Raw genomic sequence first — 25,841 nt, forward strand, 5'->3', positions numbered from 1 at the left:
TCGGATAGCCGGGTGAGCCCGGACGCTACGTCGACGTGTCAGTCGGCGGTACGTCCGGCCCTTCCGTGCGCTTGCGTCGTGTTTGCTGGTTCACATTCCACAGGAATTCGGGATCGTCGTCCGGCCCACGTACGCCGCTCACCGGAGCACGCGTCGACGGATCGGGCCCGAACGCCTTCCACATCAGAACGATCAATGTCACCAAACCCACCAACGCCAACAGATACAACACGGCGCACCTCCTCAGGGAACTGAAGTCGAGCCTACTCAGTCTCCGGCCCGCTTCACCAGAAGTGGTGCGGACAAGCGTTTCGGCTCAGTGCGCTAGTGCTGTATCTGTCGGGTACTGCAAGATCTGTCGGGTACTACAAGTACTTCGACGTGAGCTGAAGTTGCTCAGTTGTTGTCCGCTTCGGTGGTCAGCGAGCGCAGAAGCTGCATGACCTCGGTCTCACGGAATCGACGATGTCCTCCTGGTGTGCGAAGCGAGCCCAGTCGTCCTGCGTGTGCCCAGCGGGTCACGGTCTTGGGATCGACATGAAACAATGCCGCTACCTGTCCGGGCGTCATGAGTGCGTCTGCGGCGGTATTGAAGGTTGGTGCGCTCATTGTGAGGTCCTCCATGTTGATGTCGAACGTTTGACGAACAGTGATTCCGAACCGAGCAGTGATTCCGAACTTTGGTTCCGAACCGTTGTGTCGACCAGTTGCCAAAAACCTGCGTCGAGTTTGTTTCGAAGTCCTTCGCTCACATTCGACCGTTTTCTGAGTGGTAGCGCAATGTTTGCACAGATATAGCCGGGTAGTCGATCTTTCAAGATAAAGTAATGTTTAAGTAAAGGACAAAATGGATATAGCGGGCTCAGTCCCACCCGTATTCGGAATGGGTAACCTGAGAGGGTGAGTCAGTTGTCTGAAAACCCCGAAAATGTTCCTTCTGAGCCGGTCAAGGCGAGTAAACCCTCCGCAAACTCTGGGCAAGCAAAGTCGGCTGCCGGGCCGGTGACCAAGGGTCAACTAGCCCGCGACGTGGTGCTGTACTCGGTCGCTCGGCTGCTGCTTGTCGTCGTGATCGGTGCCGTCATCATCGGTGGTGGAAAGCTCGCCGGCACCGACGTTCCCCTGATCGTCGCGGCACTGTTCGCAGTTCTGATCGCGCTGCCGCTGTCGCTGCTGCTCTTCGCGAAACTGCGCAAGCGTGTCAATGCGGGCATCGCGGCGGTCGACGCCCAGCGTCGGTCCGATCGTGACGATCTTCGCTCCAAGCTGCGCGGAGACGGGCGGTGACCACGGAGTCGCTCGACGTCGACCGTCGGACCTCGCGCCAGTGGGTCGACAACGCGGTGCGGCTGATCGAAGCCGACGCGCAACGCAGCGCGGACACTCACCTACTGCGCTATCCGCTGCCGAGTAACTGGACCGTCCAGCTCTATCTGAAGGACGAGTCGACCCACATCACGGGGAGTCTCAAGCATCGACTCGCACGGTCGCTTTTCCTCTACGCGATCTGCAACGGCTGGGTTACCGAAGAGACCACCGTCATCGAAGCGTCGTCCGGTTCGACGGCTGTCAGCGAGGCGTATTTCGCGAAGTTGCTCGGCCTGGATTTTGTCGCGGTGATGCCCGCGAGCACGAGTCCCGCCAAGATCGCACTGATCGAGGCGCAGGGCGGACATTGTCATTTCGTGAGCGATCCGTCCTCGATCTACTCGGAATCGCATCGGCTCGCGAGTGAGTTGAACGGTCACTACATGGACCAGTTCACCCACGCCGAGCGCGCGACGGACTGGCGTGGAAACAACAACATCGCCGAATCGATCTTCACTCAGCTCGAGCACGAGGAACATCCGATTCCCGACTGGGTGGTCGTCGGAGCCGGGACGGGCGGAACCGGCGCCACGATCGGCCGCTTTCTTCGCTATCGGAAATTCGACACGGGGCTGTGCGTGGTAGATCCGGAGCACTCCGTGTTCTTCGACGCGTGGCGAGCGAGCGATCCGTCGATCGTCGGTACACGGGGTTCCCGGATCGAGGGCATCGGCCGTCCGCGCGTCGAACCGTCGTTTGTCGGTCAGGTGGTCGACCGAATGATCAAGGTGCCGGACGCAGGCTCGATCGCGGCCGCCCGGCACGCCAGCGCAGCCCTGGGGCGCAAAGTAGGTGGCTCGACGGGGACGAACCTGTGGGGAGCTTTTGCGTTGATTGCCGAGATGATGGCAGCCGGGCGCAGCGGCAGCGTCGTCACGCTGCTGTGCGACGGCGGAGAGCGTTACTCGGGCACGTACTACAACGACGAATGGGTGGCGTCCGAAGGGATCGACCTGCTCGGTCCGACGGCAGTGTTGGACGAGTTCGTCCGTTCCGGTGCGTGGACCGCCAGTTCCTGAATCGCCGGCGACGGACCGTGTGACGGGCGGCTCATCGTCACCCGCGGCCAGGCGTCCAGCCCGGACGACTGCTCGTCCGTTCTGATGCGTATCAGGCCGGGAGAGAGCGTGTTCTCGGCCAGGCGCACGAACCCGAGTCGCTCGTAGTACGGCGCGTTCCACGGAACGTCGACGAACGTCGTCAGAGTCACGAGATCGTGGTGATGGTCCGCCGCCCATTCGGTGACGGCGTCGATCAGCTGAGCTCCGAGGCCTTTGCGGGCATGATCGGGGTGAACGGAGACCTGTTCGATATGTGCACCGCCGTCCACGATCTCGACGAGCGCGTACGCAACGGGTACGTCGTTCGCGTCGGTCTGAACCCAGATGTGCTCGGCTGCGAGAAAATCGTTCAACTCGTCGAGCGTCGGCGGTGGATCGTCTGCGATGGCGTCCATCCCGATGTCTCGGAACGGTTCGCCCGCGGCGATCTCGATCTGTTGCAGTGCGGGTAGGTCGGTGGATATGGCCGAGCGGATCACAGAAACCGTTTTACCTCGAGAGCGGAGTTTCTCCCAGCGCTACGCCTTCTGTAACGCAAACCTACGCAACCGTAGGTTGTGTATCGTTTGGTCAAGGGGCACTTCTCCAGCGAGGGCGGATCATGGGCAATCCTGAAGTTTCACTCGACAATTACGAGGCTGTGTACGAGTACTACCGCAGTCATCAGCAGAACCGATTTGTGGCGAAGCTCGCCTATGCCGCATTGGCGCTGAAGTACCGCCCGCGAGTGAGGTACGCGCCGGGTGCGGAAGCGGCGCTGAAGACTCTGCTGGAACGAAAGACGCAGTTGGTCGTGGCAGTCAATCATCTGACCGAGAGCGACCAGTTCACGCTCGCGGCGACCGCGTGGCGTACTCCGTTGCGTCGAGTGATCGGACGGACCCGGGTCCTCGCCAAAGACGAACTCTTCGTTGATCCTTCACAGCGCAAGAAGGTCGACATGATGGGCAGCATCCCGGTTTTTCGCAGCAAGAACTACGGCCTCCGTGCAGTTTCGGATGCCGGCCGAGTGATGATGGACGTCGCGGCCGAGCGGCTGGGCAACGGGGATTGTCTGGCGATTTTCCCGGAAGGGACGTGCAACACCGAAGATCCGACGCGGCTGCAGCACGTCAACAGCGGAATCGGCCACATCGTCGCGCGCGCCGAGAAGTTGGGATGCTCACCGGCCCTGGTGTCGATCGGCATCAATTACGGTCCGGTGGCCGGCGACGTCAAGGCTGCGAGTGTCTTTGTCGGAATGCCGGTGACCGAACTTCCGGACAAGCCGATGGATATCGCCCGAACTGTGCAGGCCGACTTGCAGGTGGCAGTGGACGGGGCCGTCGCCGGGTACTAGGCGCGCCTGTCAATTTTGGTTGACAAATTCCGGTTGTCAACCTAAATTGACAACATGACCGAAGCAACCTCTCTCGCTGCTGCCGCCGGTAGCCCGGATCCCACCGAGGGATTGCGTGCTGTTCGAGCGCTGCGTCGTCTACTCGAAAAACTCGAGGCCATTCAGGTCGCCAATGCGCGCCGCCACGGATGGTCCTGGCAGGCGATCGCGGAAGCTCTCGAGGTCAGCCGTCAAGCCGTCCACAAGAAATACGCGTCCGCGCAGTCGGAATCGATGCTGCGTTCACTGCGCGAGAAGGGCAGGTAATTGCCATGTTCGAAAGGTTCTCCGCACAGGCTCGTGGCGTCGTTGTCGATGCTGTCGCCGGATCCGGTCCGGTCACGCCGATGGAACTTCTGACCGCGCTGCTCACCTCTGATCGGGGCATCGCCACCGAGGTGCTCACCGAGTCCGGTGTCTCCCTCGACGTGATCCACCACGCCGGCGCCGGATCGAACGAAGGTAGCTCGAACAATTTCGACGACGACGCCGAGATACTCAAGTCGATCGGCATCGATCTCGATGCGGTTCGGGAGAGTCTCGAGCAGTCCTTCGGTGAAGGTGTGCTGGACGAGACTCCTGTGCCGGACGGCGTCGACACTTCTCGCAAGAGTCGATTTGGGTTCCCTCGTTCACGATTCGAGAAGGACTCCAAGAAGGTGTTGGAACTCTCGCTTCGTGAAGCGCTCGCGCACAAGGACAATCGAATCGGTGCCGAACACATCCTGCTCGGCATCCTGCGTGTCGCCGACGGGCCTACCCGTCAGGCCCTCGAAACGCAGGTCACGATGTCGGTGATCCGTGAGCGCTTGGAAGCGAAGATGAATCGCGCCGCCTAGATTCGGCACGGCTCCGCATGCACGGGGCGGGATGTGCCAGCATTCAGACATGACATTTCTGGCACGTCTCATCATCAACGGCATAGCCATCTGGCTGGCGTCGGCGTGGGTCACCGGCATCACGATCGCCAACCACGACAACGGCACCTGGGGCACGGTTCTCGTGATCGCGGTGATCGCTTTGATCTTCACGGTGGTCAACGCCTTCATCAAGCCGGTAGTGCAGCTTCTCTCGCTACCGCTGCTCATCCTGACCCTCGGACTGTTCACTCTGGTGATCAACGCCCTGATGCTGATGCTGACGGCGTGGATCTCGTCCGGTACGTCCTACGGCTTGACGGTCGACGGCTTCTGGACGGCAGTCTGGGGCGCGCTGATCATCTCGATCGTGAACTTTCTGCTCAGCGCGTTCGTCCCCGACAATCGTTGAGTACGTCGACGTTCAGGCGAGACTGAGCGCAACTGCGGTCGCGGCACCCCAGACGAGCATGGCGAGTCCGGTGTCGCGCAACGCGGGAATCAGGGCCATACCCTGACCGCCTGAACGCAGTGGGGCGTTGGCTCGGATTGCCAGAGGCAACGCCAACAATCCGAGCAGGGCCCACGGAGTACGCAGGATCAGCAGCAGGGTCGCGACGAACGGGACGGCCAGCAGGATCACGTGCAGCGTGCGGGTCTTCGCGTCGCCGAGCCGGACTGCGAGAGTGATCTTTCCGGACTCGGTGTCGGTCGGGATGTCTCGAAGATTGTTGGCAACGAGCACCGCGCTCGAGAACGAGCCGATGGCGATCGCGCCGGCCAGCCCGGCCAGATCCACCCGTTCGGCCTGTACGAATTGAGTTCCCAGCACTGCGATCAGCCCGAAGAAGATGAACACGGCGATCTCGCCGAACCCGCTGTATCCGTACGGCTTCTTGCCGCCGGTGTAGAACCAGGCGCCGATGATGCAGAACACGCCGACCGCAACCAGCCACCAGGCTGTGGTCGCCGCCAGAACGAACCCGGCTACCGCGGCAACGGTGAAGCAGCTGATCGCTGCGGCCTTCACAGCTCCGGGACTGACCAACTTCGATCCGACCAAGCGCAGTGGCCCGACGCGGTCGTCGTCCGTTCCGCGGATTCCGTCGGAGTAGTCGTTCGCGAAATTCACCCCGACGATCAAGGCCAAGGAGACGATCAGTGCCAGGAGCGCCTTCCACCACACTGCGAGGTCCAGGGACGCCGCGGCTCCGGTGCCGACCAGCACGGGCGCAATCGCGTTCGGGAGTGTGCGCGGCCTCGCGCCTTCGATCCATTGAGCAGCTGTTGCCATACAACGATCTTTGCACTGTGCAATACGATCGAACGCGGTGGATCAGCACATGACTCGAGACGTGAGTGAGCGCGCCAGGTACGCGCAGTCGGGCGAAGACCCGGCAGACATTGCCTTGCTCGGACCCATTTCGACCAAAGTGGGCGATCGTCTGGTTCCGTTGCCGGGTCCGCGAGCTCGAACTCTGCTGGTTGCGCTGGCTCGCAATCCGGGTGAGCCACGTACCGCGCAGAGCCTGATCGACGACGTCTGGGGGCTGGAGCCGCCGCGCTCACCGATGAACGCCCTCCACACTCAGGTCTCGCGCCTGCGATCTGCACTTCCGGACGGGTCGCTCGAAGTCACGGCGGCCGGATACCGGCTCACTCTCGCTCGGGAGCGTGTCGACCTGGCCCGGGCAGCGGACGCCGCCCGTCGTCTGCGCGCCGGCGGCGCCGACGCGTCCGAGGCACTCGCCCTCACGACCGCGGCGCTGCGCCTGTGGCGCGGTACCCCCGGGAGCGACGTGGTCGGCGACGTCGCAGATCGTCTGGCGCTCGACGCAGGCCGCGTGTACGACGAACTGGAGTCCGCGCAGATCGACGCGTTGCTCACGTTGGGGGAGTACGCGGCCGCCATTCCACTGGTGCGCGGACGCCATCTGTCGAGCCCGTTCGACGACACAGCGGCCGAAGCGTTGATGCGTGCGCTCGCCGGAGCCGGCCGAGTCAACGAGGCACTCGAAGTATTCGCGGAGTTCCGCAACCACCTCGCCAATCGCCTGGGCGCTGATCCGTCACCCGCACTGGTGGCTCTGAACGCGGAACTTCTCGGGGCACCTGCGGCAACACCGCGAGCTGCGCGGGCGATCGGTCTACGCGCTGCCCCCAACACCTTGCTCGGTCGCGACAGCGACATCGACCAGATCGAATCCTTGCTGGTTCGCTCACGTGTGGTCACCATTCTCGGACCTGGTGGCGCCGGAAAAACCCGTCTCGCACACGAATTGGGTCTGCGCGGATCCGTGAACCAGCCTGGCGTCGCGGTGGTACTCGTGGAGTTGGCGTCGTTGCGCAGCAGTGAAGATGTCATCGCGGCCATCGGCGGCACCCTCGGAATCAGCGAATCCGATCTGGCGCCAGGCAAATTGACCGTCGGCCGGACGCATTCGGCGCGAGAGCGACTCAAAGAGGCGTTGTCCGCCGGTCCGATGTTGCTCATCCTCGACAATTGCGAGCACGTGATCGGCGCGTGTTCGGAGATAGTGGCCGAGATGATCGCGGCCGGTCGTCAGCTGACGGTACTGACCACCAGTCGTTCGCCGCTCATGATCAGTGCCGAGGCGGTGTACCCGTTGCCGCCGTTGGCGATCGACGACGGAACTGGCTCGGCAGTCGAACTCTTCTCGGCGAGAGCCCGTGCGGTGCGGCCGTCCGTTCATCTGGACGTCGACGCGGTCGTCAAGCTGTGTACGACGCTCGACGGACTCCCGTTGGCGATCGAACTCGCGGCTGCCCGGGTCCGGACGATGAGCGTCGACGAAATCGGTTCGAGACTGCGAGATCGGTTCGCATTGTTGCGCTCCGATGATCCGACGTCTCCAGATCGGCATCGAACTCTGCACGCGGTGATCGACTGGAGCTGGAATCTGTTGGGCAGCGGTGATCAGATTGCGCTGCGTCGGTTGTGCCGATTCCCGGCAGGTTTCACGCTCTCCTCGGCGCAGGCCGTTGCCGGGTGGGGCGAGTTGACCGATGTGGCCGGCGCCGTCGAAGCGCTGGTCAATCAGTCACTTCTTTCCGTCAGCGACGGGCAGGGTGAGCTTCGGTACTACATGCTCGAGACGGTCCGTGAATACGGCGAGGAGCGACTCGCCGCGTCCGGAGAGGGGCCGGAAGTCATCTGGCGCCTGGATGACTGGGCAATCGCGATCGCCGAGGACGCCGTCGTGCGTGCACGCACGGATCAGCTGCGCCTGATTGCCGACCTCGACGCCGAGCACGACAACCTTCTCGCGGTTCTTCGCTGGGCCGTGGAGCGCGGCGACGCGGTCACCGTAGCCAACGTCTTTCCCGTCCTCGCGATTCTGTGGGCCGTACGAGGATCGAATTCGGAAGTCTCGAACTGGGCGTCGAAGATCGTCGGGGCGACCGCGGACAACGATCTACGCGATGTAAATGCAGAATTGGTGGGCGCGACGTTCATTCTGGTTGCGATGCATCTGTTTTTCGCGGAGACCGATCGAAACCATGCCCGCGCGCGGGTTCGTCTTCGAAAGCTGTTGCGTGAGCGCGATGATCTCGGTCCGTTGTTCGCATTTCTGATCAAGCTGACCACGAGTGGGATCGCCAACCACAGACTTGCGCGTTTGGTTGCGGAAGGGGTTCGCAGTTCCGACCCCGAGACCCGAATGGCTGCGCTGTCCGCGCGTTCGAATATGCGCGAGAACATCGGGGATCTGCGGGGCGCATTGCTGGACGGGGAAGCGTTGTTCGACTACGCGACCAATGCCGGTGACGAGTGGGGCCTGGCGATGGCGGCCCAGCATGTCGGGTCGGTCCACAGCCAATCCGCGCGATATGGCGAGGCCATCGAGTTCTACGCGATTGCGGCGGCGTCGATGGAACGCCTCGGTGCACGTGACGAGGCGATGCAGCTCATCTGCTTTCAAGCCGGAGCAATGATCGCATCCGGTGACACCGCCGGCGGGCGAACACTTCTCGATCGGGCACGTCCGGCCTTGGCCCACTCGGGTGGGACCGGTGCCATCGAAACCGATCAACGGCGCGCGGCGCTGATGGCGAGCATCGCCGAGGCGGATCTCGCGGACGGCCGAGTAGAAGAAGGGTTGGCCAGGTATCGAGAAGCACTGGAGTTGTTGGGCTCTGCGATCGAGAACATCTTCGGTGATCCCTTCGTCGTTCTGCTCGGTGCTGCGGCCGTGTGTGCTCACGTCGTTCACGGCCGACATGAACTCGTGGCAAGTCGTGTTCTGCAGATGAAGGATTCGAGTGCTCTCAAGTTCGATCCCAAGGGTTATGCGGACCTGCCGCTCGCGGGTTCCTTGGCGTCGGCGATCGGGTCGTTCGATCTTGTCACGGGCAACATCGATCGAGGGGTCGAACTGATGGCTCTGTCGTTGAAAATGCCAGGGAGACAGGACTTCGTCTCGCTCCACCATGCGCGTCTCTCCGACTTCGCTGTCGGTGTGGTGGGAGTCGACAGGTGGTCTGTGGAAACCGAGAAGGTGTCGGGCTACTCACGCAGAGCGGTCCGCGAAGCAGTGTTGGCTGCGCTTCGCGGACCGGTGCTGGATTAGAGCTGGACGATGTTGCGGGACTTATGTCTTGCGCATGTACATCCGGACGGTCAGGGGCGCCATGACGGCAACGATCACCGCGGCGCCGACCAACGACCACACGACGTGGATACCGAAGTGACCGTCGTTGGCCAGCTCGCGAACCGCGGTCACCAAGTGTGAGACCGGATTGACGTTCACGAACTTCTGAAGCCAACTCGGCATGGTGGCAGGATCGACGAACGCATTCGACAGGAACGTCAGCGGGAACAGCACGAGCATCGAAACACCCTGCACCGTGGACGCTTTGTTCATCAGCACTCCCATGAGAGCGAAGATCCAGCTGATGGAGAACGCGCACACCATGACCAGGATCGCGGCAGACAGAATGCCGACCACGCCGCCTGCGGGGCGGTATCCCATCGCGAAACCGACGATGAACGTGATGGTCGTTGCGATGCCGTAGCGCACGACGTCGGCGAGCAATGCGCCGGACAGCGGGGCGATACGAGCGATGGGAAGGGATTTGAAGCGGTCGAACACGCCCTTGTCCATGTCCTCACGAAGCTGAGTGCCCGTGACGATGGAACCGGTGATGACGGTCTGGACGAGGATGCCGGGGATGATCGTCGGCAGATATGCCGTCACGTCACCGGCGATCGCGCCGCCGAAGATGTACGTGAACATCAACGTGAAGATGATCGGCTGGATGACGACGTCGAACAGTTGCTCGGGGTTGTGCTTGATCTTGAGAATTCCGCGGTACGCCATCGTGAACGTGTTCGCGAAGCTCTGCTGCAGGCTGATGCGGCGGGGTGCGGCATCCGGCTGGGCTATCGGCGACCGGGGTTTTGTGAGGGTGGTTGTCATGCGACGCTCCGATCGGAGTCGTTGTCGGACTGGGCGTCGTTGCGTCCACCGTCTTCGGGCTGGTGCCCGGTAATGGTCAGGAACACTTCGTCCAGGCTGGGTTTCTGTACGTTGATCTCGTCGACGGCAATTCCTTGCTCACGCAGACGGATCAACAGGTCCGCAGTGATCGACGGGTCGCTCAGTGGTGCGGTGATCCGCCCGACTTCGGGGGTGACACCCACCTCGACGCTCAGCGCAGCCGCGATGAGCGAGCGAGCTTCCTCGGTTCGGTCACGGTCGACCAACTTGAGCTGGAGGGAGGAGATCCCGACCGAAGCCTTGAGTTCGTCGGCGGTGCCGTTGGCGATCACGCGACCGCGGTCGATCACCGCGATGCGATCGGCCAACTGATCGGCCTCGTCGAGGTACTGCGTGGTGAGCAACACCGTCGAGCCCTCGGCGACGAGTCGCCGGATGGTCACCCACATCTGGGCGCGGGTGCGCGGATCCAGGCCGGTGGTGGGTTCGTCGAGGAACAGCAGCGGCGGGCGGGCGATCAGGCTGGCCGCCAGATCCAGGCGCCGACGCATACCGCCGGAGAAGTTCTTCAGCGGTTTGGTTGCGGCCTCGACCAGGTCGAACTCCTCGAGGAGTTCGAGGGACTTGGTGCGCGCATCGCGGCGGCTCAGGCCGAGCAACCGGGAGAAGATCACAAGGTTCTCGGTCGCGGTCAGATCCTCGTCGACGGAGGCGTACTGCCCGGTGACGCCGATCAGGGAGCGGACCGCGGTGGGTTCACGGCTGACGTCGTGACCGAAGATGCGCGCCTCACCGCCGTCGGGGCGAAGGAGAGTGGCGAGCATGCGGACGGTGGTGGTCTTGCCGGCGCCGTTCGGCCCGAGGACGCCGAACACCGAGCCGGTGGGGACGGTGAGGCTGACGCCGTCGACCGCGCGGTGCTCGCCGAACTTCTTGACGAGTCCGTCGGCCTCGATGGCAAGGGGCGAAGCTGTGTGGTTCATGGGATGAAGCTTGGCAGATCGATCTTGCATGGACCTTGCGTGGAACTTGCGGTTACTTGCACAGCGCGCGAGGTCGGTGCTCCACAACCGGCAAACAATCCCCAGACGGAACTTGCTTGCCGGTGTGCGGGCGCGATGGCGTCACGCTCGATGCATGGAAATTCTCACGCGGGCGCAGGCTCACCGGGACGGCACCAGCGACGCGCAGTTACAGCGAGCGGTCAGGCGCGGCGAGCTGCACCGAATCGCAGCGGGGATCTACATGCACGCCGATCACTTCCGCGAACTCGACGCTGGAGCACGCCACCGGTGCGCGGTCCTCGCGGCCGCTGAAACCTGTGGTCCAGGTGCGATCGTGAGCCACGCTTCGGCAGCGGTCATGCACGGATTGGATTGCGGCGGATTGCGATTGGACACCGTGCATCTGACGCGTAGCCGATGCTCGGGTGGGCGGAAGAGTCAGACCCTACATCTTCATCCAGCAGTGGTCCCGTCCGAGGAGGTCGTGCTGATCGACGGCGTCGCAACCACGTCACTTGCGCGAACATTCGTAGACCTCGCACGGACGACGTCGTTCGAGAACGCCGTGGTGATCGGCGATTGCGCCCTGCGACGCGGAATGAGGCGTGAGGACGTCGACGCTTCGCTCGATCATGCGCGCGGAAGGCTGGGCATGAGTCGTGCGCGAGTGGCGGCGACGTTCATCGAACCAGGTGCCGAGAGTCCGGGGGAGTCCATCAGCCGGGTACGCATGCGCGACGACGGTTGGCCGATGCCGACCCTGCAGCACGAGATCCGTCACGGTGGCCGGTTCATCGCAAGGTTCGACTTCTTCTGGAAAGAGCACGGTGTGGTGGGCGAGTTCGACGGGATGGTCAAGTACCGAGGCGACAATCCGGGTAGGGCGGTAGAGCGGGAGAAACTGCGGGAGGACGCTATCCGGGACGCGGGGTTCGAGGTGTTTCGGTGGGTATGGGCGGATCTTCGCGACTGCGGCTGCTAGCTGAACCGAGCCACCAGGGCGGCGCGGTCGAGCTTGCCCGGCCCCCGGAGCGGCAGTGCGTCCACGACGAACAGCTCGCGCGGCGCCGCGGTGACGTCGAGTGTCCGCTGAGCATGTGTGCGTAGTTCATCGAGCGTGGGAGCTTCGCCCTCGGGTACGACCACGGCCACCACCCGCTGCCCCAGCCGCTGGTCCTCGACGCCGATCACCGCGCACTCGCGAACGGCGGGGTGATCGGCCAGCGCGGCCTCGACCACCTGCGGTACGACGGTCAGCCCGCCGGTGGAGATTGCCTCGTCCAACCGGCCGCTGATGCGCAGGACTCCGTCGACCACCGCTCCGGCGTCGTCGGTCCGGAACCAACCGGGTTCGGCGAAAGCGGGGTGGTCGGGAAGCCCGCGGTACCCGGACGCGAGCATCGGTCCGCCCAGCAGTACTCGCCCGTCGTCGATACGAATCTGCGCTCCGGACAACGGGATTCCGTCGTAGACGCAACCGCCGGAGGTTTCACTCATCCCGTAGGTGCGGACGACGGTGATGCCCGCTTCGGTGGCCTGCGCGAGTACCGGCGCGGGAGTCGCAGCGCCGCCGAGCAGAACCGCGTCGAGTGACGCCAGCGCCTCGACCGCGGCGCGATCACCGAGCGCCTTGACCAACTGCGTCGGCACCAAGGAGGTGTAGCGGCGCGGTCCGCTCATCGCGGCGACGGCGCCCGGAAGCGCTGCCGGGTCGAAACCCGCACTGACGTCGACGATCACCGGTTGCGTTCCGGCGAGAACACTGCGCAGCAGAACCTGCATACCGGCGATGTGGTGCGGAGGGAGAACGAGCAACCAGGATCCTGTGCCGCCGAGGCGTTCGTGGGTCGCGTCGCCGCTGGCACGCAGGGCATCAGCACCGAGCATCGCGCCCTTCGGTGTTCCCGTGGTTCCCGACGTGGCGACTACCAGCGAGACGCCGTCGTCGATGGGCTGATCGGGGTGCAGAGCGTCGCTCAGTCGGGCCGTCTCGCGTGCGTCGGCAGCCGGGACGGGGAGTACGGCGTCGTGCTCGCCGCCCAGGATCTGCGCGACGGCAGGCAATACCTCGAAAGCCGCCTCGCCCTGCGGAACCGCGAGTGTGCGAAGAACGTTCACCGGATGTCCGGCCCGGCAAGGGGCCAACCACCGTCAGCCAGATGGCTTCGCACGCGGTCGACATCGGTTTCGAGAGGCATCTCGTTGGTGATCTTCGTGATGAGGACCTGGATGTCGGTCTTCTCGATGGGCAGATCGCCGTCCTCGATCAACGCGTCGGCGACGGCGTCGACCTCGGCCTCGGAGAGTCTGCGGGTGAGGAGTGCGAAGAGCGGGATGTAGTCCTGTTCGGGGACGCCATTGGGATAGCCGGCCCGCAACCAGCCGACTATCGACGTGAGGAAGGGCGGAAGAGCCATGACGTCAGCTCACATCTCGAACTTCGTTGTCGGCGTCCACGTCTTCGATGACCGGCCACCCACCTGCGCGCAGTCTTTCGGTGACACGATCGACGTCGTCCTCGGACGGCTCCTCGTTGAGGATCCCCTCGATGATGGCGCGAATCGTGTCGTAGTCGACGTGGCGGTCCGGTACCTCGTGCGCGGACTCGATGGACATCGAAACGACCTGCTCGATCTCCTCGTCGGTCAGACGTCGACGGAGAACCGCGAGCAGGGCGAAATGATCCTTGTCCGGGATGCCCTCGGGGTACCCGGCGCGTAGCCAGTCGAGCACGCTGCGCAATGAATACTTGCTCAAATCCTCGGCCTCATTTTCGTTTCGGTGGTTTCAGTGGTGTGCCGCGACGACCACTCAGAAGACGTGGATTCCGAACGTGCTGGCCAAGAAGTTCTTCATCAACAACAGAATTCCGGCGAAGATCGTGACGAGCACGATCGCAAAACAGAGGTACGCACCCATTTTACCCAGGGTGGTCGGTCCCTCGGTGCCGTCAGGATTCGGCAGGCTCAGCGACTTGAGGCCGAATGCGAAGATCGCCGGCAGTCCCGCTCCGAAGAGCAGTCCTACTGCCACTACCTGCCAGAGCGAATCGAGGGTATCGGTGAGTAGATGCATTCTCTTGCGCCCCTTTCAGGAGTTGCGGGTGGCTTCGGTGGACGGCGTGGGTTCGGCTGCCGGGATCTCGGCAATTGCCGCATCTGAATTCTCGTCCCATTCGGCGGTGACGTTCGCCGCGTCTACGGGTTCCTTACGCGAGCGTATGTACATGAAGATCGCGAAGGCGATGAGCGCGGCGAAGACGACGAGCACGCCGGCGAGTCCGCCGACCAGATGCGCAAGAGCCCAGCAGATAGCTCCGACGACAGCAGCCGACGGCAATGTGATCAGCCAGGCTGCGGCCATCCGGCCGGCGACACCCCAACGGACCTCGGCGCCCTTGCGACCGATACCCGTACCGAGGATCGAGCCGGTGGCGACGTGGGTGGTCGAGAGGGGGAGTCCGAGGTGGCTCGACGTGAGGATGATGGCGGCGGACGACGCTTCGGCTGCCAGACCCTGCGGCGCGGCAATCTCGACAAGACCCTTGCCCAGGGTGCGGATGATGCGCCAACCGCCGAGGTAGGTGCCGAGGGCGATCGCGACGGCACAGGTGAACTTCACCCAGAACGGCATCTCGGTCTCGGCGGTGATGGTGCCGTGAGCGACCAGGGCCAAAAAGATGACGCCCATCGTCTTCTGGGCGTCATTGGTGCCGTGTGCAAGTGAGATCAGGGAGGCGGTGCCGATCTGGCCGAAACGGAAACCGCGCTCGCGCTCGTCTTCCTTGACGGATGCGGTGATGCGGTACACGAGCTTGGTGCCGACGCCCGCGACCAGAGCAGCGACGACCGGCGCGAGGATTGCGGGGACGACGACCTTGGTCAGCACTCCGCCCCACTCGACTCCGCCCATACCGATGGAGGCGATCGCGGCGCCGATCAATCCGCCGAACAGCGCGTGCGAGGAGCTCGACGGCAATCCGAGAAGCCAGGTCGCCAGGTTCCAGATGATTCCGCCGACAAGACCGGCGAACACGATCAGCAGCAGATCCTGCCCACTGACCGCGCCGAGGTTGACGACACCTTTGGCTACCGTCGCGGCGACCTCGACGGACAGGAACGCACCGACCAGGTTCAGGATCGCGGAAAGTGTGACCGCAACTTTGGGCTTGAGTGCACCGGTCGCGATGGAGGTGGCCATTGCGTTACCCGTGTCGTGAAAACCATTCGTGAAATCGAACGCGAGGGCGGTGACAACTACCACCAGGAGGATTACGAGCTCTGCGGTCACAACGTGAATTGTGCGTATCGAACGCGTAAAAGTACAGCGAACGGGATGCGAACAGGGCCTCCGTGGAGTACGTCCCCGCGCGTGGGCTGCGGCGCTGCCGTTCGCGATGTGTTCAGCGCCACGAAATCCGAACCCTGTGTGGGACCTCACTTTTTGGTCTCACTCACCGGGAAGGCACATTCGGACCGTTTTAAACGCTGATTACCTACGGGCACCGAGCGCACCGGAACAGGGGTTTCACCTCTGTATCTCGGTGTCTGTCAGTGAGAAGGAGAGCTCCGACCGTGAAGCCCAACAAGTCCACGAAGCTGATCGTGGCACTCGCAGCGACCGCCGTTCTGGCATCAGCCTGCGCATCGAATCGTGGTGACGATCCCTACGCCGTCGCTGTCGGCGGATCAGGCGCCAGCGCCGATCTTGCGTCGAGCACATCCGACGCGAAGTTCGGCACCCTCGATTCGCCGTGCGGCGAAGGCGATGCCACCGGCGCAACCGATCAAGGCGTCAGCGACACCGAGATCAAGATCGGGTTCGGTGACGACCGCGGGTACGTGAAGTCTCCCGGGCTGAACAAGGAAATGAGCGATGCGGTGAACGCGCTCATCTCGTGGTGCAACGATCAAGGCGGTATCAACGGGCGCAAGGTCGTCGGTACCGACTACGACGCCGCGATGACGCAGGCCAACTCGGTCATGCAGGAAGCGTGCGCGAGTCAGTTCATGATGGTCGGCTACGGCTTCGCGATGGATCAGACCGCCGAGCAGACGCGTGTCGCGTGCAACCTGGTGTCAGTGCCAGGCTTCACCGTCTCGCCGGACGCCGCGAACGGACCCATGACGTTCCAGGGAGTTCCGTTCCCCGTCGACTACGCGAACGGTTCGCAGTGGTTCCAGATGGCCGAGATGCATCCCGATCTGGTGAACGACTTCGACGTCGTCAACAGCACGATGCCCACGATCATCAGCTCCACCACGAAGATTCGTTCGATCGCCGAGGCTGCGGGCTTCAAGCTCAAGGATTGCGGCGTCACACTCAACTACGAGGGCGAATCGAGCTACGTGCCGTTTGCCGAGAAGTACAAGGAGTGCGGTGCGAAGGGAATCTGGACGTCACGATCGGCAAGCCCGTCGGAGCTGAACTTCGTGAAGGCCCTCGACCAGGTCGGGATCGATCCCATCTTCTTCGGTGAAGCCACCTGGTACGGCGCGACCGTCTCCGATTGGAACAAGGACACCGGACTGCTCGACAACCTCAACGCGGGCATGACCTTCCAGATGCTCGAGAACGCGGACAAGGTGCCTGCAGTGAAGAAGTACGTGGATCTGGTTTCCGAGCAGGGTGGCAAGACTGCGCTTCTCGGTATGCAGGCGGCGTCGTCGTTCCTGCTGTGGGCGGCCGCCGCGGACGAGTGCGGCAGCGATCTGACGCGTCAGTGCATGGTCGACGAACTCTCGAACATTCACGAGTGGGACGGCGGCGGATTGCATGCCGTCACCGATCCCGGCAAGAACATGCCGGCCACCTGCGGACTCATGACCTCGCTGAAGGGCAGTACCTACTCGCAGGCCTTCCCGTCCACCGCGGGCGAATTCAAGTGCGACCCCAAGTACCTCGTCGCGACCGACAAGAGCACCTGGGGAACCGAGCTCGGCGCTGACCGCGTTTCGACGAAGTACCAGAACGCCAACGTCATCAAGCCGCAGTCCTGATTCTTCCGACTCGGGCGGCGAGCGCCAACCGCCGCCCGAGTCCCTAACGAGGGTTCAGCCATGAACACTTTTGTCACTTTCACGATCCTGGGCCTGGTCCTGGGGTCGGTGTACGCGATCGCCGCCTCCGGGCTGGTACTCACGTACAACACGTCAGGCATCTTCAACTTCGCGCACGGTGCACAGGCAATGCTCGGTGCGTTCATCTACTGGCAGTTGCGCTACGGCTGGGAACTTCCCACGGTTGTCGCCTTGCTGATCTCGTTGGTCCTGGTCGGTCCGCTGATGGGTCTCGGCCTCTACGTCCTGATCATGAAGGGGCTACGCGATACCGCCGAGGTCACCAAAATCGTTGTGACGGTATCGATCCTGCTCGGAATGCTCTCGATCTCGCACTGGTTCTGGCATCCCGAGACCGCCCGAACGATGCAGATGTTCTTCGGTGACCAGTCCAAGATCACGGTGTTCGGCGCGAGCATCCGCTACCACGAGCTGATCTGCATCCTCGTTGCGATCGCTATCGCCGTCGGTCTGCGTATTCTTTTCACGCGCACCCGTGCCGGTGCTGCGATGCGCGGTGTCGTCGACGATCCGGAACTACTGCGCCTCAACGGCCACAATCCGGAGCGTCTCGCGGCACTGTCCTGGGCGATGGGTTCGACGCTCGCAGTCCTGGCCGGCATCCTGATCACCCCGATCAGTGGCGGCACACTCGAGGCGAACATGTTGACGCTCTTGGTGATCGACGCGTTTGCCGCGGCCATGTTCGGTCGGTTGCGCAGCATCCCGCGCACGTTTGTCGGCGCCGTGGTTCTCGGGCTTGCCGGTACGTACGTATTGGCGTACTTCCCGACCAGTTGGAGTTGGACGTCGAATTTCCGTGTCTCCCTACCGATGATCGCGCTGTTCGTCGTACTCATCGTCCTACCTCAGGACCGCCTGCGCGGTGCGGTCACTCGCACCCGTGAGCGGTACCACGTCCCGAGCGTGCGCAAGGCCGTCGTCTGGGGCGTGGCACTGATCGTCATCGTGTACCTGATCCGTCTGCTGATGGTGACGTCGGCGGTCACGACACTGACCATCGGAATGACTTTCGCGATCATCGCGCTCTCGCTCACACTCCTCACCGGCTACGGGGGTGAGTTGAACTTGGCGCCGGTATCTTTCGGCGCTATCGCTACCATCGTGGCCTTCCACTTCGGGATCTCCGGTTCCGGGTTGGCTGCGCACCTCAACCTGTGGGGCATCGTCGTCGGAGTCCTCGTCACCGCAGTGATCGGTGGCCTCGTCGCCCTGCCGGCGCTGCGACTTCGAGGGCTGTATCTCGCGCTTGCGACCATGGCATTCGGAGTGTTCCTCTCCAACATGGTCCTTCGCGACACCACCGAACACGAGATGTTCGGCATGAAGTATTCGCTGTTCAAAGACGGCAACATCGCTCTCCCTCCGCTGAAGATCGGCCCGCTCGATCTGAGCAACGAGACGGTGTTCCTGATGACCGTGACCGCGCTGTTCTCGGTACTCGGCGTCGGCGTCATCGCGTTGCGTAACAGCGGCTACGGGCGCCGTCTCGCTGCGATGAAGGACAGCCCGGCCGGTTCGGCCATGCTCGGCCAGAGCCTGGTTCGGCTCAAGCTGAGCGTCTTCATGATCTCTTCGGGGATCGCCGGTCTCGGCGGCATTCTGATGTCGAGCGCGATGGGTTCGGTCTCGGGCGAGAGCTTTGCCATCATGGTCAGCCTCTCGCTGCTCATGCTGACCGTCGTCGCGGGCATCGGATACGTCACCGGCGCGCTGTTCGGTGGGCTCATGGCCGGAATCGGCTTTGCCGTCATCATGGTCTCGTTCACCAATCTGGCTTCGGCGCAACCGGAGTTGGAGGGAATGTGGCTGCTGCTGGGCAACATCGCGGCCGTCAGCCCGGCCCTGATCGGCATCGGTGTCGGCGCGAACCCCAGTGGCACCGTGCACAGCGTGATCGAGGGATACCGTCGGCTCACCGATGCCAGGCCGGTTCTGATCGGCGGCGCCGCAGTCGTTCTGCTGACCTACGTCCTTGCTCTGACCGGCGTACTCGGCAACTGGTGGTTCGCATCCATCACGATCGCGGTGGTGTTCATGCTGCCCGTGATCGGCGAGATGGTCATGCCCCGTGCGGTTCTCACTCCGGAAGAATTGGCAGCCAAGGCGACAGTCGTTCCCGAAGACGTCGGGATCGACGTCCCGTACAGCCCCGAGATCCGTGACGAGATCGACCGCGAACTGGGGATTCCTCAGTACCAGGGCGGCTCGCCGAAGGAGTTGACCGCCCATGTCTGATGCACCTCTTCTCGAAACACGCGGTGTGAGCGTTCGTTTCGGTGGGCACGTCGCGGTCAAGGACGTTTCGCTCACCGTGCAACCCGGAACCGTGACGGGACTGATCGGACCGAATGGTGCGGGCAAGACGACGCTCTTCAACACCATCACCGGGCTGCAGAAACCCACGTCCGGTCAGGTGTTCCTCGGGGGCGTCGACGTGACGAAGCTGCCGCCGCACAAGCGGGCAGGTCGCGGGCTTGCACGTACCTTCCAGCGGCTCGAACTGTTCGTCTCGCTGTCGGTGCGTGACAACCTGCGTGTCGCCGGAGACATCCACAAGGCGAACGGCCGCAACAAGATCGACGTGGACAGCGAGACGGATCGTCTGCTGGAGCTGACCGGGCTGACGGATGTCGCGGACAAGGACGTCGCGGACATCCCCACCGGACGCGCCCGCGTTGTCGAAGTTGCACGGGCGCTCATGACCGACCCGCGAGTGCTGCTGCTCGACGAACCGGCCTCGGGCCAGACCGAGCAGGAAACCGAGATCTTTGCCGAGATGCTGACCGAGCTGGCGGCGGGTGGACTCGGAATCTGTCTGGTGGAGCACGACATTCCGCTGGTGATGAAGGTGTGCTCGACCATTCACGTGCTCGACTACGGCGCAGTCCTCGCCTCGGGCGATCCGGAGAAGATCCGGACGGATCCGGAAGTGATCGCGGCCTACATCGGGACCGAGGAGGAGGCGGTATGACTTCAGCGAAAATTGGCAAGGCGAAAATCGACGAGGGCATACGCAGCCCCGACCGCTCCGAACCGTTGCTCGAACTGTCCGGTGTCCGTGCCGGTTACGGATCCATCGAGGTTCTGCACGGGGTGGATCTGGTACTCGAACCGGGCGCAGTGGTGGCGCTGCTCGGACCCAACGGTGGTGGCAAGTCGTCGACGCTCAAGATCTGCTCAGGCGTCCTGCCGGTCACCCGCGGCGAGTTCCGGCTCGCGGGCCAGGTCGTGAACGGCGTCGAGCCTTCGGAGTTGGCGAGGCTGGGCGTCTGCTCCATCCCCGAGGGACGCGGGATCTTCGCAAACCTGACCGTGCGCGAAAATCTGTGGATCGCCACGGGAACGGGCGTCGGGTTGGCCGAACTCGAAGAGGTTGCGTACAGCAGGTTCCCTATCCTGGGGGAGCGGCGCGGGCAGTTGGCCGGATCGATGTCCGGCGGCGAGCAGCAGATGCTGGCGCTGTCACGGGCGCTCGGCACTCACCCGACGGTGCTCCTGCTCGACGAGCTGTCGATGGGTCTCGCACCGCGAATCGTCTCGCAGATGTACGACGTCGTCGGCTCGCTTGCAGCCGAAGGCATTTCCATTCTCGTCGCCGAGCAGTTCGCACGAGCGGTGCTGCCCATCGCGACCTCGGCCGCACTCATGTTGCAGGGACGCGTCGTGAAGACCGGCGATCCCCTCGACATCGAAAACGAACTTTCTACCAGTTATCTAGGAGGATGACGATGACTACTCTCGCCGAAGATCGCCGTGAGGAATTCAAGAAGAACATCGCAGAGTTGAAGCTGGACAAGAAGCAGGCAGGCGGCGACGCTGCGACGCGCATCGCCGGCCTGGTGCTCATGGTCGTCGGTGTGGTCGGCGTCTTCGTCGTCTACATCTCTTCGCTGACGCTCTCGGACCTGCGGGATCTGGTGTCGTACCAGATCCTCACCGTGGTTTTCCTCGCCCTGACAGTGGTCGGTGCCGCACTCTTCCTGGCCGCATCGGTGGCAAAGGTGCTGCGGCTGTGGTTGGTTCGCCAACTGCTCGAGGGTCAGGCCCAGACAGATCAGATCTCTCAGGCGCTGAGCACGCGCAACTGATCTCTGCGAAGAACCGACAGATGCCCGCCACGAAAGTCGTGGCGGGCATCTGTCACTGCTCGGCTACAGCGGTGTCTCGACTACGCGGACGGTGGCCGGGAATCGCGTCGGATCGGATGGTCCTCCGGGATCTGCACCATCACGATCGGTGTCCCGTCGGGGTCGGCGATCCACATCTCGTGCAGACCCCACGGTTCTTGCCTGGCCTCGCGGGCGATCTTGACTCCGGCGAGAACCAGTTCGGTCTGAGCGGCAGTGAGGTCACGGACCTGCAGCCAGATCGCGCCGCGAAAGCCACCTTCGCCGGTGCCGCCGTGCGCTGCGACTTCGATCAGCCCTTGGCCGGCGAAGAAGACTGTGCCGCCGGGATATTCACGAGCGATCGCCAGACCGAGGGTGTCTCGGTAGAAGCTCAGCGTTCGTTCGTACTCGCTCGGGCGCAATATCGTACGGCTACTCAGAATCTCCACGTCCGACCTCCCTCTCGCACCTACTGTCTCAGAAGTACCAGGGATATGGTGACCAATCGGGATCACGCTTTTCGAGGAACGAGTCGCGACCCTCGACGGCCTCGTCGGTCATGTACGCCAAACGTGTTGCCTCACCGGCGAACAGCTGCTGGCCGACCAACCCGTCGTCCTGCAGGTTGAACGCGTACTTGAGCATCCGCTGTGCCTGCGGCGACTTGCCGTTGATCTTGCCGGCCCAGTCGATCGCGACGTTTTCGAGTTCCGCGTGGTCGACAACCTTGTTGACCGCGCCCATCTGATGCATTTCCTCGGCGGTGTACGTCTCACCCAGGAAGAAGATCTCGCGAGCGAACTTCTGGCCCACCATCTTTGCCAGATAGGCGCTGCCGTAGCCGCCGTCGAAGCTTCCGACGTCGGCGTCGGTCTGCTTGAACCGTGCGTGCTCGCGGCTGGCGAGCGTCAGGTCGCACACCACGTGCAGGCTGTGACCGCCGCCCGCAGCCCAACCGTTGACCAGGCAGATCACGACCTTCGGCATGAAGCGGATCAGGCGCTGGACCTCGAGGATGTGAAGGCGTCCGGCGCGTGCTTTGTCGACGGTGTCCGCCGTTTCACCTTCGGCGTACTGGTAGCCACTGCGGCCACGGATGCGCTGGTCTCCGCCCGAGCAGAACGCCCAGCCGCCGTCCTTCTCGCTCGGTCCGTTGCCGGTGAGCAGGACCGCTCCCACGTCGGAGGTCATACGGGCGTGATCGAGCGCGCGGTACAACTCGTCGACGGTGTGCGGGCGGAACGCATTACGTACTTCCGGTCGGTCGAAGGCGACGCGAACGGTGCCTTGACTGACGTGCCGGTGGTACGTGATGTCGGTGAGGTTCTCGAATCCGGGAACAGGGCGCCAGAGCTGCGGGTTGAAGGTCACCTCAGTCACGATAGAGGCACGCCTCGCGTGTCTAACGGATGCCTGAGGTAGAACACGTTCCCGGGCGCGCTAACGTGCAGGTCATGAGCGAACAAACCGCAGACGGCACGGAGATCGTCACAGACGGTGAGAAGCGGGGCGGATTTCCACGGTTCCGGCACACTCCTGCAGGTCCGGACTTCGGCCGCTTCGTCGAAGCGATGCGCAGGTTGCAGGACCTTGCCGTCTCGACCAATGTTCCCGACGACGTACTCGCAGACATCGCTACGCAGGCCGAGGAGCTTGCCGATCGGTTGACTCCGTACGAGGTGCCGGAGGGCAAGTCGCCCGCGGGCTCGAACATCCAACTGCCCGGACGCGGCAGCCTCCTCATGCTCCCGTGGATGGTCGAGAAGTTCGACACCGAAGGAGTCCGCAGTACCGGCGTCTTCCGCCGCTACCACCTGGGCGGCAACGGTGCCGCTCACGGCGGTGTCCTGCCCTTGCTGTTCGACGACGTCTTCGGGATGACGGTCCACGCGGGTGGCCGTCCGATTTCCCGGACCGGCTACCTCCACATCAACTACCGCGCGATCACTCCGCTCAACACGCAACTGGTGATCGAAGGGAAGGTGGATCGGGTCGAGGGTCGCAAGACCTTTGTCAGCGCACGCCTGACCGACCTCGACGGCAAGCTCCTCGCCGACGGTGAGGCGCTCATGATCGAACTGCTTCCAGGACAGCCCTGACATGTTCCCCTCGTTCGACGATCTGATCTCGGACGCCGTGGTGCTCGCGCTGCCGATGCGAGTTCGCTTTCGCGGCATCACGACTCGTGAGGCTCTGCTCGTTCGTGGCCCGGCCGGGTGGGGAGAATTCGCACCGTTCGTCGAGTACGACGACGACGAGGCGTCGCAGTGGTTGCTCGCCGGGATCGAGGCGGCGTGGCTGGGTCCGCCGCCTGCGCTTCGTCACGCCGTTCCCGTCAACGCCACCGTGCCGGCGATCGACGCCTCTGCCGTTCCGCAATTGTTGGAGCGCTTCCCCGGGGCCCGGACCGCCAAGGTCAAGGTCGCCGAGAAGGGGCAGTCGTTGGCGCAGGACGTCGCCCGGGTGAACGAGGTGCGTCGGCACATCCCGAACGTGCGCGTCGACGCCAACGGCGGTTGGAGTGTGGACGAGGCGATCACGGCTTTGCGAGCGATCACCGAAGACGGTGAACTCGAATACGCGGAGCAGCCGTGTGCAAGCGTCGAGGAACTGGTCAGCGTCCGCGCCGCGGGGACCGGTGTGCGGATCGCCGCCGACGAGAGCATTCGCCGTGCGGAGGACCCGTTGCGCGTCGTACGAGCCGGGGGAGCGGACGTAGCCGTCGTGAAGGTGCCCCCGCTGGGCGGAATGCGTGCTGTGGTGGCGCTGTCGGCGCAGCTGGCGGACTACGGGGTGCCGGTGGTGGTCTCGAGTGCGCTGGACACGGCTGTGGGGATGTCCGCGGGACTGGCGGCCGCGGCAGCCTTGCCCACGCTTCCGTTTGCCTGCGGCCTCGGCACGGGCGGCCTGTTCGTCCGGGATGTCGCGGTCACCGGAGCAGCCGTCGACGGCGCTTTGCCCGTTGGTGTCGTCGAGCCTGATCCGGTTCTGCTCGAGACGCTGGCCGCGCCCGCGGACCGGCGCGACTGGTGGTTGGAGAGGGCCAGGCGCTGCCATCGGATACTCGGCAGTAGAGACCTGCCGAATTTCGTATAGTCTCGGGCGCGACCTGATGAACATCAGTGAAGAATGAAGGGATCGAAAGTGGTTGCAGCTCTGAACGAAACCCTGCTCGAGGAATCACGGGTTCCCGCGGTCGTCGCGGACGTGCAGACCTTGATCGACGCAGAGGTTTCGGATAAGTCGGGGGCCTCAGGGCTGGCTCTCAAGGGTGGCTACGGCGCGGTCAAGAAGGTGAGCCCGTCCATCGTGCCGGACGCCGTCACCGCGCTTCTGCCGGCTTTCGTGGCAAAGCTCGAGCCGTACTGGCAGGAATTCTCGGCTTCCGGTGAAGGCAGCTTCGCCGATTTCATCAGCGCCCGCGGTGACGCGGTTGCCGATTCCCTCCTCGAGGTGACGGACGAGCGTATCGAAGGTAGCGACAAGGCCGTCGTCAAGTCGATGTACTCGAAGCTGCGCGGTTCGGCCAAGAAGCATGTGACTGCAGCTCTGCCGCGTCTGGGCGATGTGATCCAGAAGCACGCTGCATAAGCGAACGTAAGACAACGAGCGGCCCGGGAGTTTCTCCCGGGCCGCTCGTTTTTTTGCATTCGTTTGTCAGTGAGCCGAATGTCCGTGGCGCCAGAAGCCGGTGAAGGTGATGTCGGTCTTGGCGAACTTTCGGTCGTTCACGAGATGCCGACGCAGCCCGGTGGTGAGTGCCTGTTCGCCGGCGACAAACGTGTAGGACGGCCCCTCGGGCAGTTCGGCGGCGCGGACGGTCTCGAGGGTCAGAACACCCGGCGTTGCGTGTTCGTCCTCGCGAACGAGCCAATGCACGTTGACGTTCGCCAACTCCGGAATGTCTTGCTTGTCTTCGATGTTCGGAATCTCGACGAAGACCTCGGCACGCAGGTCTGCCGGCGCGGTTTCCAGAATGCCGATGATCGCCGGAAGTGCGCTCTCGTCGCCGACGAGCAGTTGCCACTTGGCCTCGGGTGTGGGGTTGTAGATGCAGCCTTCGTCGAGGAGTGCGACATTGTCGCCGGTCGACGCGGTGTCCGCCCACGCGGATGCCGGGCCGATGTCGCCGTGATAGGCGAAGTCGATGTCGATCTCCGTGGTCTCACCGAAGAGACCGGATCCGGCAGCACGGTAGGCGCGAATCGTGTAGTTGCGCACGACCGGTCGCGTGTCCTTGGACATCAACAGGTACTGCGCGTACCAGAGATTGCTTGCCGCGCTCGGCAACCGGAGTTCGCTCTGGCCGACCTGCGGGATGAACATGCGGAACCACTGATCGGCACCCATCGGTGCGATGGTGGACAGCTCTTCGCCGGCAATGGTCACTCGGATGAAGCTCGGGCTGATTCGTTTGTTCGCCACGACCTGCGCCGACACGATGCTGCGTGAGGCCGGTTTCACGAACTTGGCGCGCTTGGCCATGACTGGTTGCTCCCTGATTAGCTGTTACTCGTAC

General features: G+C 63.4%; 30 protein-coding genes. 16 read left to right on the forward strand and 14 right to left on the reverse strand.

Features of this window, described 5'->3' with window-relative positions; all coding sequences use genetic code 11:
- Positions 1–25 precede the first annotated feature (25 nt).
- Together AC3WQS_RS24490 and AC3WQS_RS24495 are read right to left on the reverse strand one after the other, a co-directional pair.
- Positions 26–232, reverse strand: coding sequence for a hypothetical protein (locus tag AC3WQS_RS24490; protein ID WP_060939066.1), 207 nt, complete (start codon positions 230–232; stop codon positions 26–28).
- Between the two features lie 164 nt (positions 233–396).
- Positions 397–609: a BldC family transcriptional regulator gene (locus AC3WQS_RS24495; RefSeq protein WP_003942029.1), complete on the reverse strand. Its 213-nt coding sequence runs from the start codon at positions 607–609 to the stop codon at positions 397–399.
- Positions 610–900: 291 nt separating this feature from the next.
- On the opposite strand from AC3WQS_RS24495, the gene AC3WQS_RS24500 reads away from it, so the two are divergent.
- Both AC3WQS_RS24500 and cds1 read left to right on the forward strand, forming a co-directional pair.
- A complete protein-coding gene (locus tag AC3WQS_RS24500) occupies positions 901–1,287 on the forward strand; it encodes a DUF4229 domain-containing protein (RefSeq protein ID WP_019744347.1) in 387 nt (128 codons plus the stop codon).
- Positions 1,284–2,387, forward strand: coding sequence for an L-cysteine desulfhydrase Cds1 (gene cds1 / locus AC3WQS_RS24505; RefSeq protein WP_492712414.1), 1,104 nt, complete (start codon positions 1,284–1,286; stop codon positions 2,385–2,387). The genes AC3WQS_RS24500 and cds1 overlap by 4 nt, the downstream gene beginning before the upstream one ends.
- Here the strand turns inward: cds1 and AC3WQS_RS24510 are convergent.
- Positions 2,285–2,908 carry a GNAT family N-acetyltransferase gene (locus AC3WQS_RS24510; RefSeq protein WP_283384610.1) on the reverse strand — a complete coding sequence of 208 codons (624 nt, stop codon included), beginning with the start codon at positions 2,906–2,908 and terminating at the stop codon, positions 2,285–2,287. The two genes, cds1 and AC3WQS_RS24510, sit on opposite strands and share 103 nt — an antisense overlap.
- A gap of 122 nt (positions 2,909–3,030) precedes the next feature.
- Between AC3WQS_RS24510 and AC3WQS_RS24515 the strand changes: the two genes are divergently transcribed.
- Genes AC3WQS_RS24515 through AC3WQS_RS24530 form a run of 4 tightly spaced genes read left to right on the forward strand, consistent with a single transcriptional unit; the run spans position 3,031 to position 5,076 of the window.
- Positions 3,031–3,768, forward strand: a complete 738-nt coding sequence (locus tag AC3WQS_RS24515) for a lysophospholipid acyltransferase family protein (RefSeq protein WP_007728504.1) — start codon at positions 3,031–3,033, stop codon at positions 3,766–3,768.
- A gap of 54 nt (positions 3,769–3,822) precedes the next feature.
- A complete protein-coding gene (locus AC3WQS_RS24520) occupies positions 3,823–4,074 on the forward strand; it encodes a helix-turn-helix domain-containing protein (RefSeq protein WP_003941869.1) in 252 nt (83 codons plus the stop codon).
- Positions 4,075–4,079: 5 nt separating this feature from the next.
- Complete coding sequence (locus AC3WQS_RS24525; protein ID WP_020906798.1) at positions 4,080–4,646, forward strand: Clp protease N-terminal domain-containing protein; 567 nt, start codon at positions 4,080–4,082, stop codon at positions 4,644–4,646.
- A gap of 49 nt (positions 4,647–4,695) precedes the next feature.
- Complete coding sequence (locus AC3WQS_RS24530) at positions 4,696–5,076, forward strand: phage holin family protein (RefSeq protein ID WP_003941998.1); 381 nt, start codon at positions 4,696–4,698, stop codon at positions 5,074–5,076.
- 12 nt (positions 5,077–5,088) lie between these two features.
- Here AC3WQS_RS24530 and AC3WQS_RS24535 read toward each other — a convergent pair whose 3' ends face one another.
- Complete coding sequence (locus AC3WQS_RS24535; protein WP_019744341.1) at positions 5,089–5,958, reverse strand: 1,4-dihydroxy-2-naphthoate polyprenyltransferase; 870 nt, start codon at positions 5,956–5,958, stop codon at positions 5,089–5,091.
- Between the two features lie 49 nt (positions 5,959–6,007).
- On the opposite strand from AC3WQS_RS24535, the gene AC3WQS_RS24540 reads away from it, so the two are divergent.
- Positions 6,008–9,256, forward strand: coding sequence for an AfsR/SARP family transcriptional regulator (locus AC3WQS_RS24540; protein ID WP_492712416.1), 3,249 nt, complete (start codon positions 6,008–6,010; stop codon positions 9,254–9,256).
- A 21-nt stretch (positions 9,257–9,277) separates the two neighbouring features.
- On the opposite strand, the gene AC3WQS_RS24545 is transcribed toward AC3WQS_RS24540, so the two are convergent.
- A complete protein-coding gene (locus tag AC3WQS_RS24545; protein WP_003941848.1) occupies positions 9,278–10,105 on the reverse strand; it encodes an ABC transporter permease in 828 nt (275 codons plus the stop codon).
- A complete protein-coding gene (locus AC3WQS_RS24550) occupies positions 10,102–11,109 on the reverse strand; it encodes a daunorubicin resistance protein DrrA family ABC transporter ATP-binding protein (RefSeq protein ID WP_003941960.1) in 1,008 nt (335 codons plus the stop codon). The genes AC3WQS_RS24545 and AC3WQS_RS24550 overlap by 4 nt, the downstream gene beginning before the upstream one ends.
- Before the next feature lie 154 nt (positions 11,110–11,263).
- Between AC3WQS_RS24550 and AC3WQS_RS24555 the strand changes: the two genes are divergently transcribed.
- On the forward strand, positions 11,264–12,112 hold the full coding sequence (locus AC3WQS_RS24555) for a hypothetical protein (protein WP_492712417.1): 849 nt from the start codon (positions 11,264–11,266) through the stop codon (positions 12,110–12,112).
- Here the strand turns inward: AC3WQS_RS24555 and menE are convergent.
- From menE to AC3WQS_RS24580, 5 genes are read right to left on the reverse strand one after another with little or no spacing between them, the layout of a single operon-like run.
- The gene (menE, locus tag AC3WQS_RS24560) at positions 12,109–13,248 is read right to left on the reverse strand and encodes an o-succinylbenzoate--CoA ligase (protein ID WP_041814793.1); all 1,140 of its coding nucleotides are present in this window, start codon (positions 13,246–13,248) and stop codon (positions 12,109–12,111) included. The two genes, AC3WQS_RS24555 and menE, sit on opposite strands and share 4 nt — an antisense overlap.
- Entirely contained in the window at positions 13,245–13,547 is a 303-nt protein-coding gene (locus AC3WQS_RS24565; protein ID WP_019744336.1) for a DUF3349 domain-containing protein, read from the reverse strand. Before AC3WQS_RS24565 ends, menE begins: the two co-directional genes overlap by 4 nt.
- A gap of 4 nt (positions 13,548–13,551) precedes the next feature.
- The gene (locus AC3WQS_RS24570) at positions 13,552–13,887 is read right to left on the reverse strand and encodes a DUF3349 domain-containing protein (protein ID WP_019744335.1); all 336 of its coding nucleotides are present in this window, start codon (positions 13,885–13,887) and stop codon (positions 13,552–13,554) included.
- A 54-nt stretch (positions 13,888–13,941) separates the two neighbouring features.
- Entirely contained in the window at positions 13,942–14,205 is a 264-nt protein-coding gene (locus AC3WQS_RS24575; protein WP_019744334.1) for a membrane protein, read from the reverse strand.
- 15 nt (positions 14,206–14,220) lie between these two features.
- Complete coding sequence (locus tag AC3WQS_RS24580) at positions 14,221–15,420, reverse strand: inorganic phosphate transporter (RefSeq protein ID WP_019744333.1); 1,200 nt, start codon at positions 15,418–15,420, stop codon at positions 14,221–14,223.
- A 284-nt stretch (positions 15,421–15,704) separates the two neighbouring features.
- On the opposite strand from AC3WQS_RS24580, the gene AC3WQS_RS24585 reads away from it, so the two are divergent.
- From AC3WQS_RS24585 to AC3WQS_RS24605, 5 genes are read left to right on the forward strand one after another with little or no spacing between them, the layout of a single operon-like run.
- Positions 15,705–17,129: an ABC transporter substrate-binding protein gene (locus AC3WQS_RS24585; RefSeq protein WP_259119802.1), complete on the forward strand. Its 1,425-nt coding sequence runs from the start codon at positions 15,705–15,707 to the stop codon at positions 17,127–17,129.
- Positions 17,130–17,189: 60 nt separating this feature from the next.
- Positions 17,190–19,448, forward strand: coding sequence for an ABC transporter permease (locus tag AC3WQS_RS24590; RefSeq protein ID WP_492712420.1), 2,259 nt, complete (start codon positions 17,190–17,192; stop codon positions 19,446–19,448).
- On the forward strand, positions 19,441–20,184 hold the full coding sequence (locus tag AC3WQS_RS24595; protein WP_070384966.1) for an ABC transporter ATP-binding protein: 744 nt from the start codon (positions 19,441–19,443) through the stop codon (positions 20,182–20,184). The genes AC3WQS_RS24590 and AC3WQS_RS24595 overlap by 8 nt, the downstream gene beginning before the upstream one ends.
- Positions 20,181–20,939 (forward strand): ABC transporter ATP-binding protein, encoded by a 759-nt coding sequence (locus AC3WQS_RS24600; RefSeq protein WP_283384615.1) that lies wholly within the window; start codon positions 20,181–20,183, stop codon positions 20,937–20,939. The genes AC3WQS_RS24595 and AC3WQS_RS24600 overlap by 4 nt, the downstream gene beginning before the upstream one ends.
- 2 nt (positions 20,940–20,941) lie before the next feature.
- Positions 20,942–21,301, forward strand: coding sequence for a hypothetical protein (locus AC3WQS_RS24605; protein ID WP_492712423.1), 360 nt, complete (start codon positions 20,942–20,944; stop codon positions 21,299–21,301).
- A gap of 80 nt (positions 21,302–21,381) precedes the next feature.
- Here the strand turns inward: AC3WQS_RS24605 and AC3WQS_RS24610 are convergent, their stop codons facing one another.
- Positions 21,382–21,771: a VOC family protein gene (locus tag AC3WQS_RS24610; protein ID WP_019744328.1), complete on the reverse strand. Its 390-nt coding sequence runs from the start codon at positions 21,769–21,771 to the stop codon at positions 21,382–21,384.
- 28 nt (positions 21,772–21,799) lie between these two features.
- Positions 21,800–22,693, reverse strand: a complete 894-nt coding sequence (locus tag AC3WQS_RS24615) for a 1,4-dihydroxy-2-naphthoyl-CoA synthase (protein ID WP_024487301.1) — start codon at positions 22,691–22,693, stop codon at positions 21,800–21,802.
- Between the two features lie 83 nt (positions 22,694–22,776).
- On the opposite strand from AC3WQS_RS24615, the gene AC3WQS_RS24620 reads away from it, so the two are divergent.
- The 3 genes from AC3WQS_RS24620 to AC3WQS_RS24630 are packed head-to-tail and all read left to right on the forward strand — an operon-like array spanning position 22,777 to position 24,913.
- Complete coding sequence (locus AC3WQS_RS24620; protein WP_024487302.1) at positions 22,777–23,421, forward strand: PaaI family thioesterase; 645 nt, start codon at positions 22,777–22,779, stop codon at positions 23,419–23,421.
- Between the two features lies 1 nt (position 23,422).
- Positions 23,423–24,418, forward strand: coding sequence for an o-succinylbenzoate synthase (locus tag AC3WQS_RS24625; protein WP_317558367.1), 996 nt, complete (start codon positions 23,423–23,425; stop codon positions 24,416–24,418).
- A gap of 48 nt (positions 24,419–24,466) precedes the next feature.
- Positions 24,467–24,913 (forward strand): DUF6918 family protein, encoded by a 447-nt coding sequence (locus tag AC3WQS_RS24630; protein WP_003941973.1) that lies wholly within the window; start codon positions 24,467–24,469, stop codon positions 24,911–24,913.
- Positions 24,914–24,979: 66 nt separating this feature from the next.
- On the opposite strand, the gene AC3WQS_RS24635 is transcribed toward AC3WQS_RS24630, so the two are convergent.
- Complete coding sequence (locus tag AC3WQS_RS24635) at positions 24,980–25,807, reverse strand: siderophore-interacting protein (RefSeq protein ID WP_020968957.1); 828 nt, start codon at positions 25,805–25,807, stop codon at positions 24,980–24,982.
- Between the last annotated feature and the right edge of the window lie 34 nt (positions 25,808–25,841).

It is taken from the genome of Rhodococcus sp. FW305-130 (assembly GCF_058788335.1).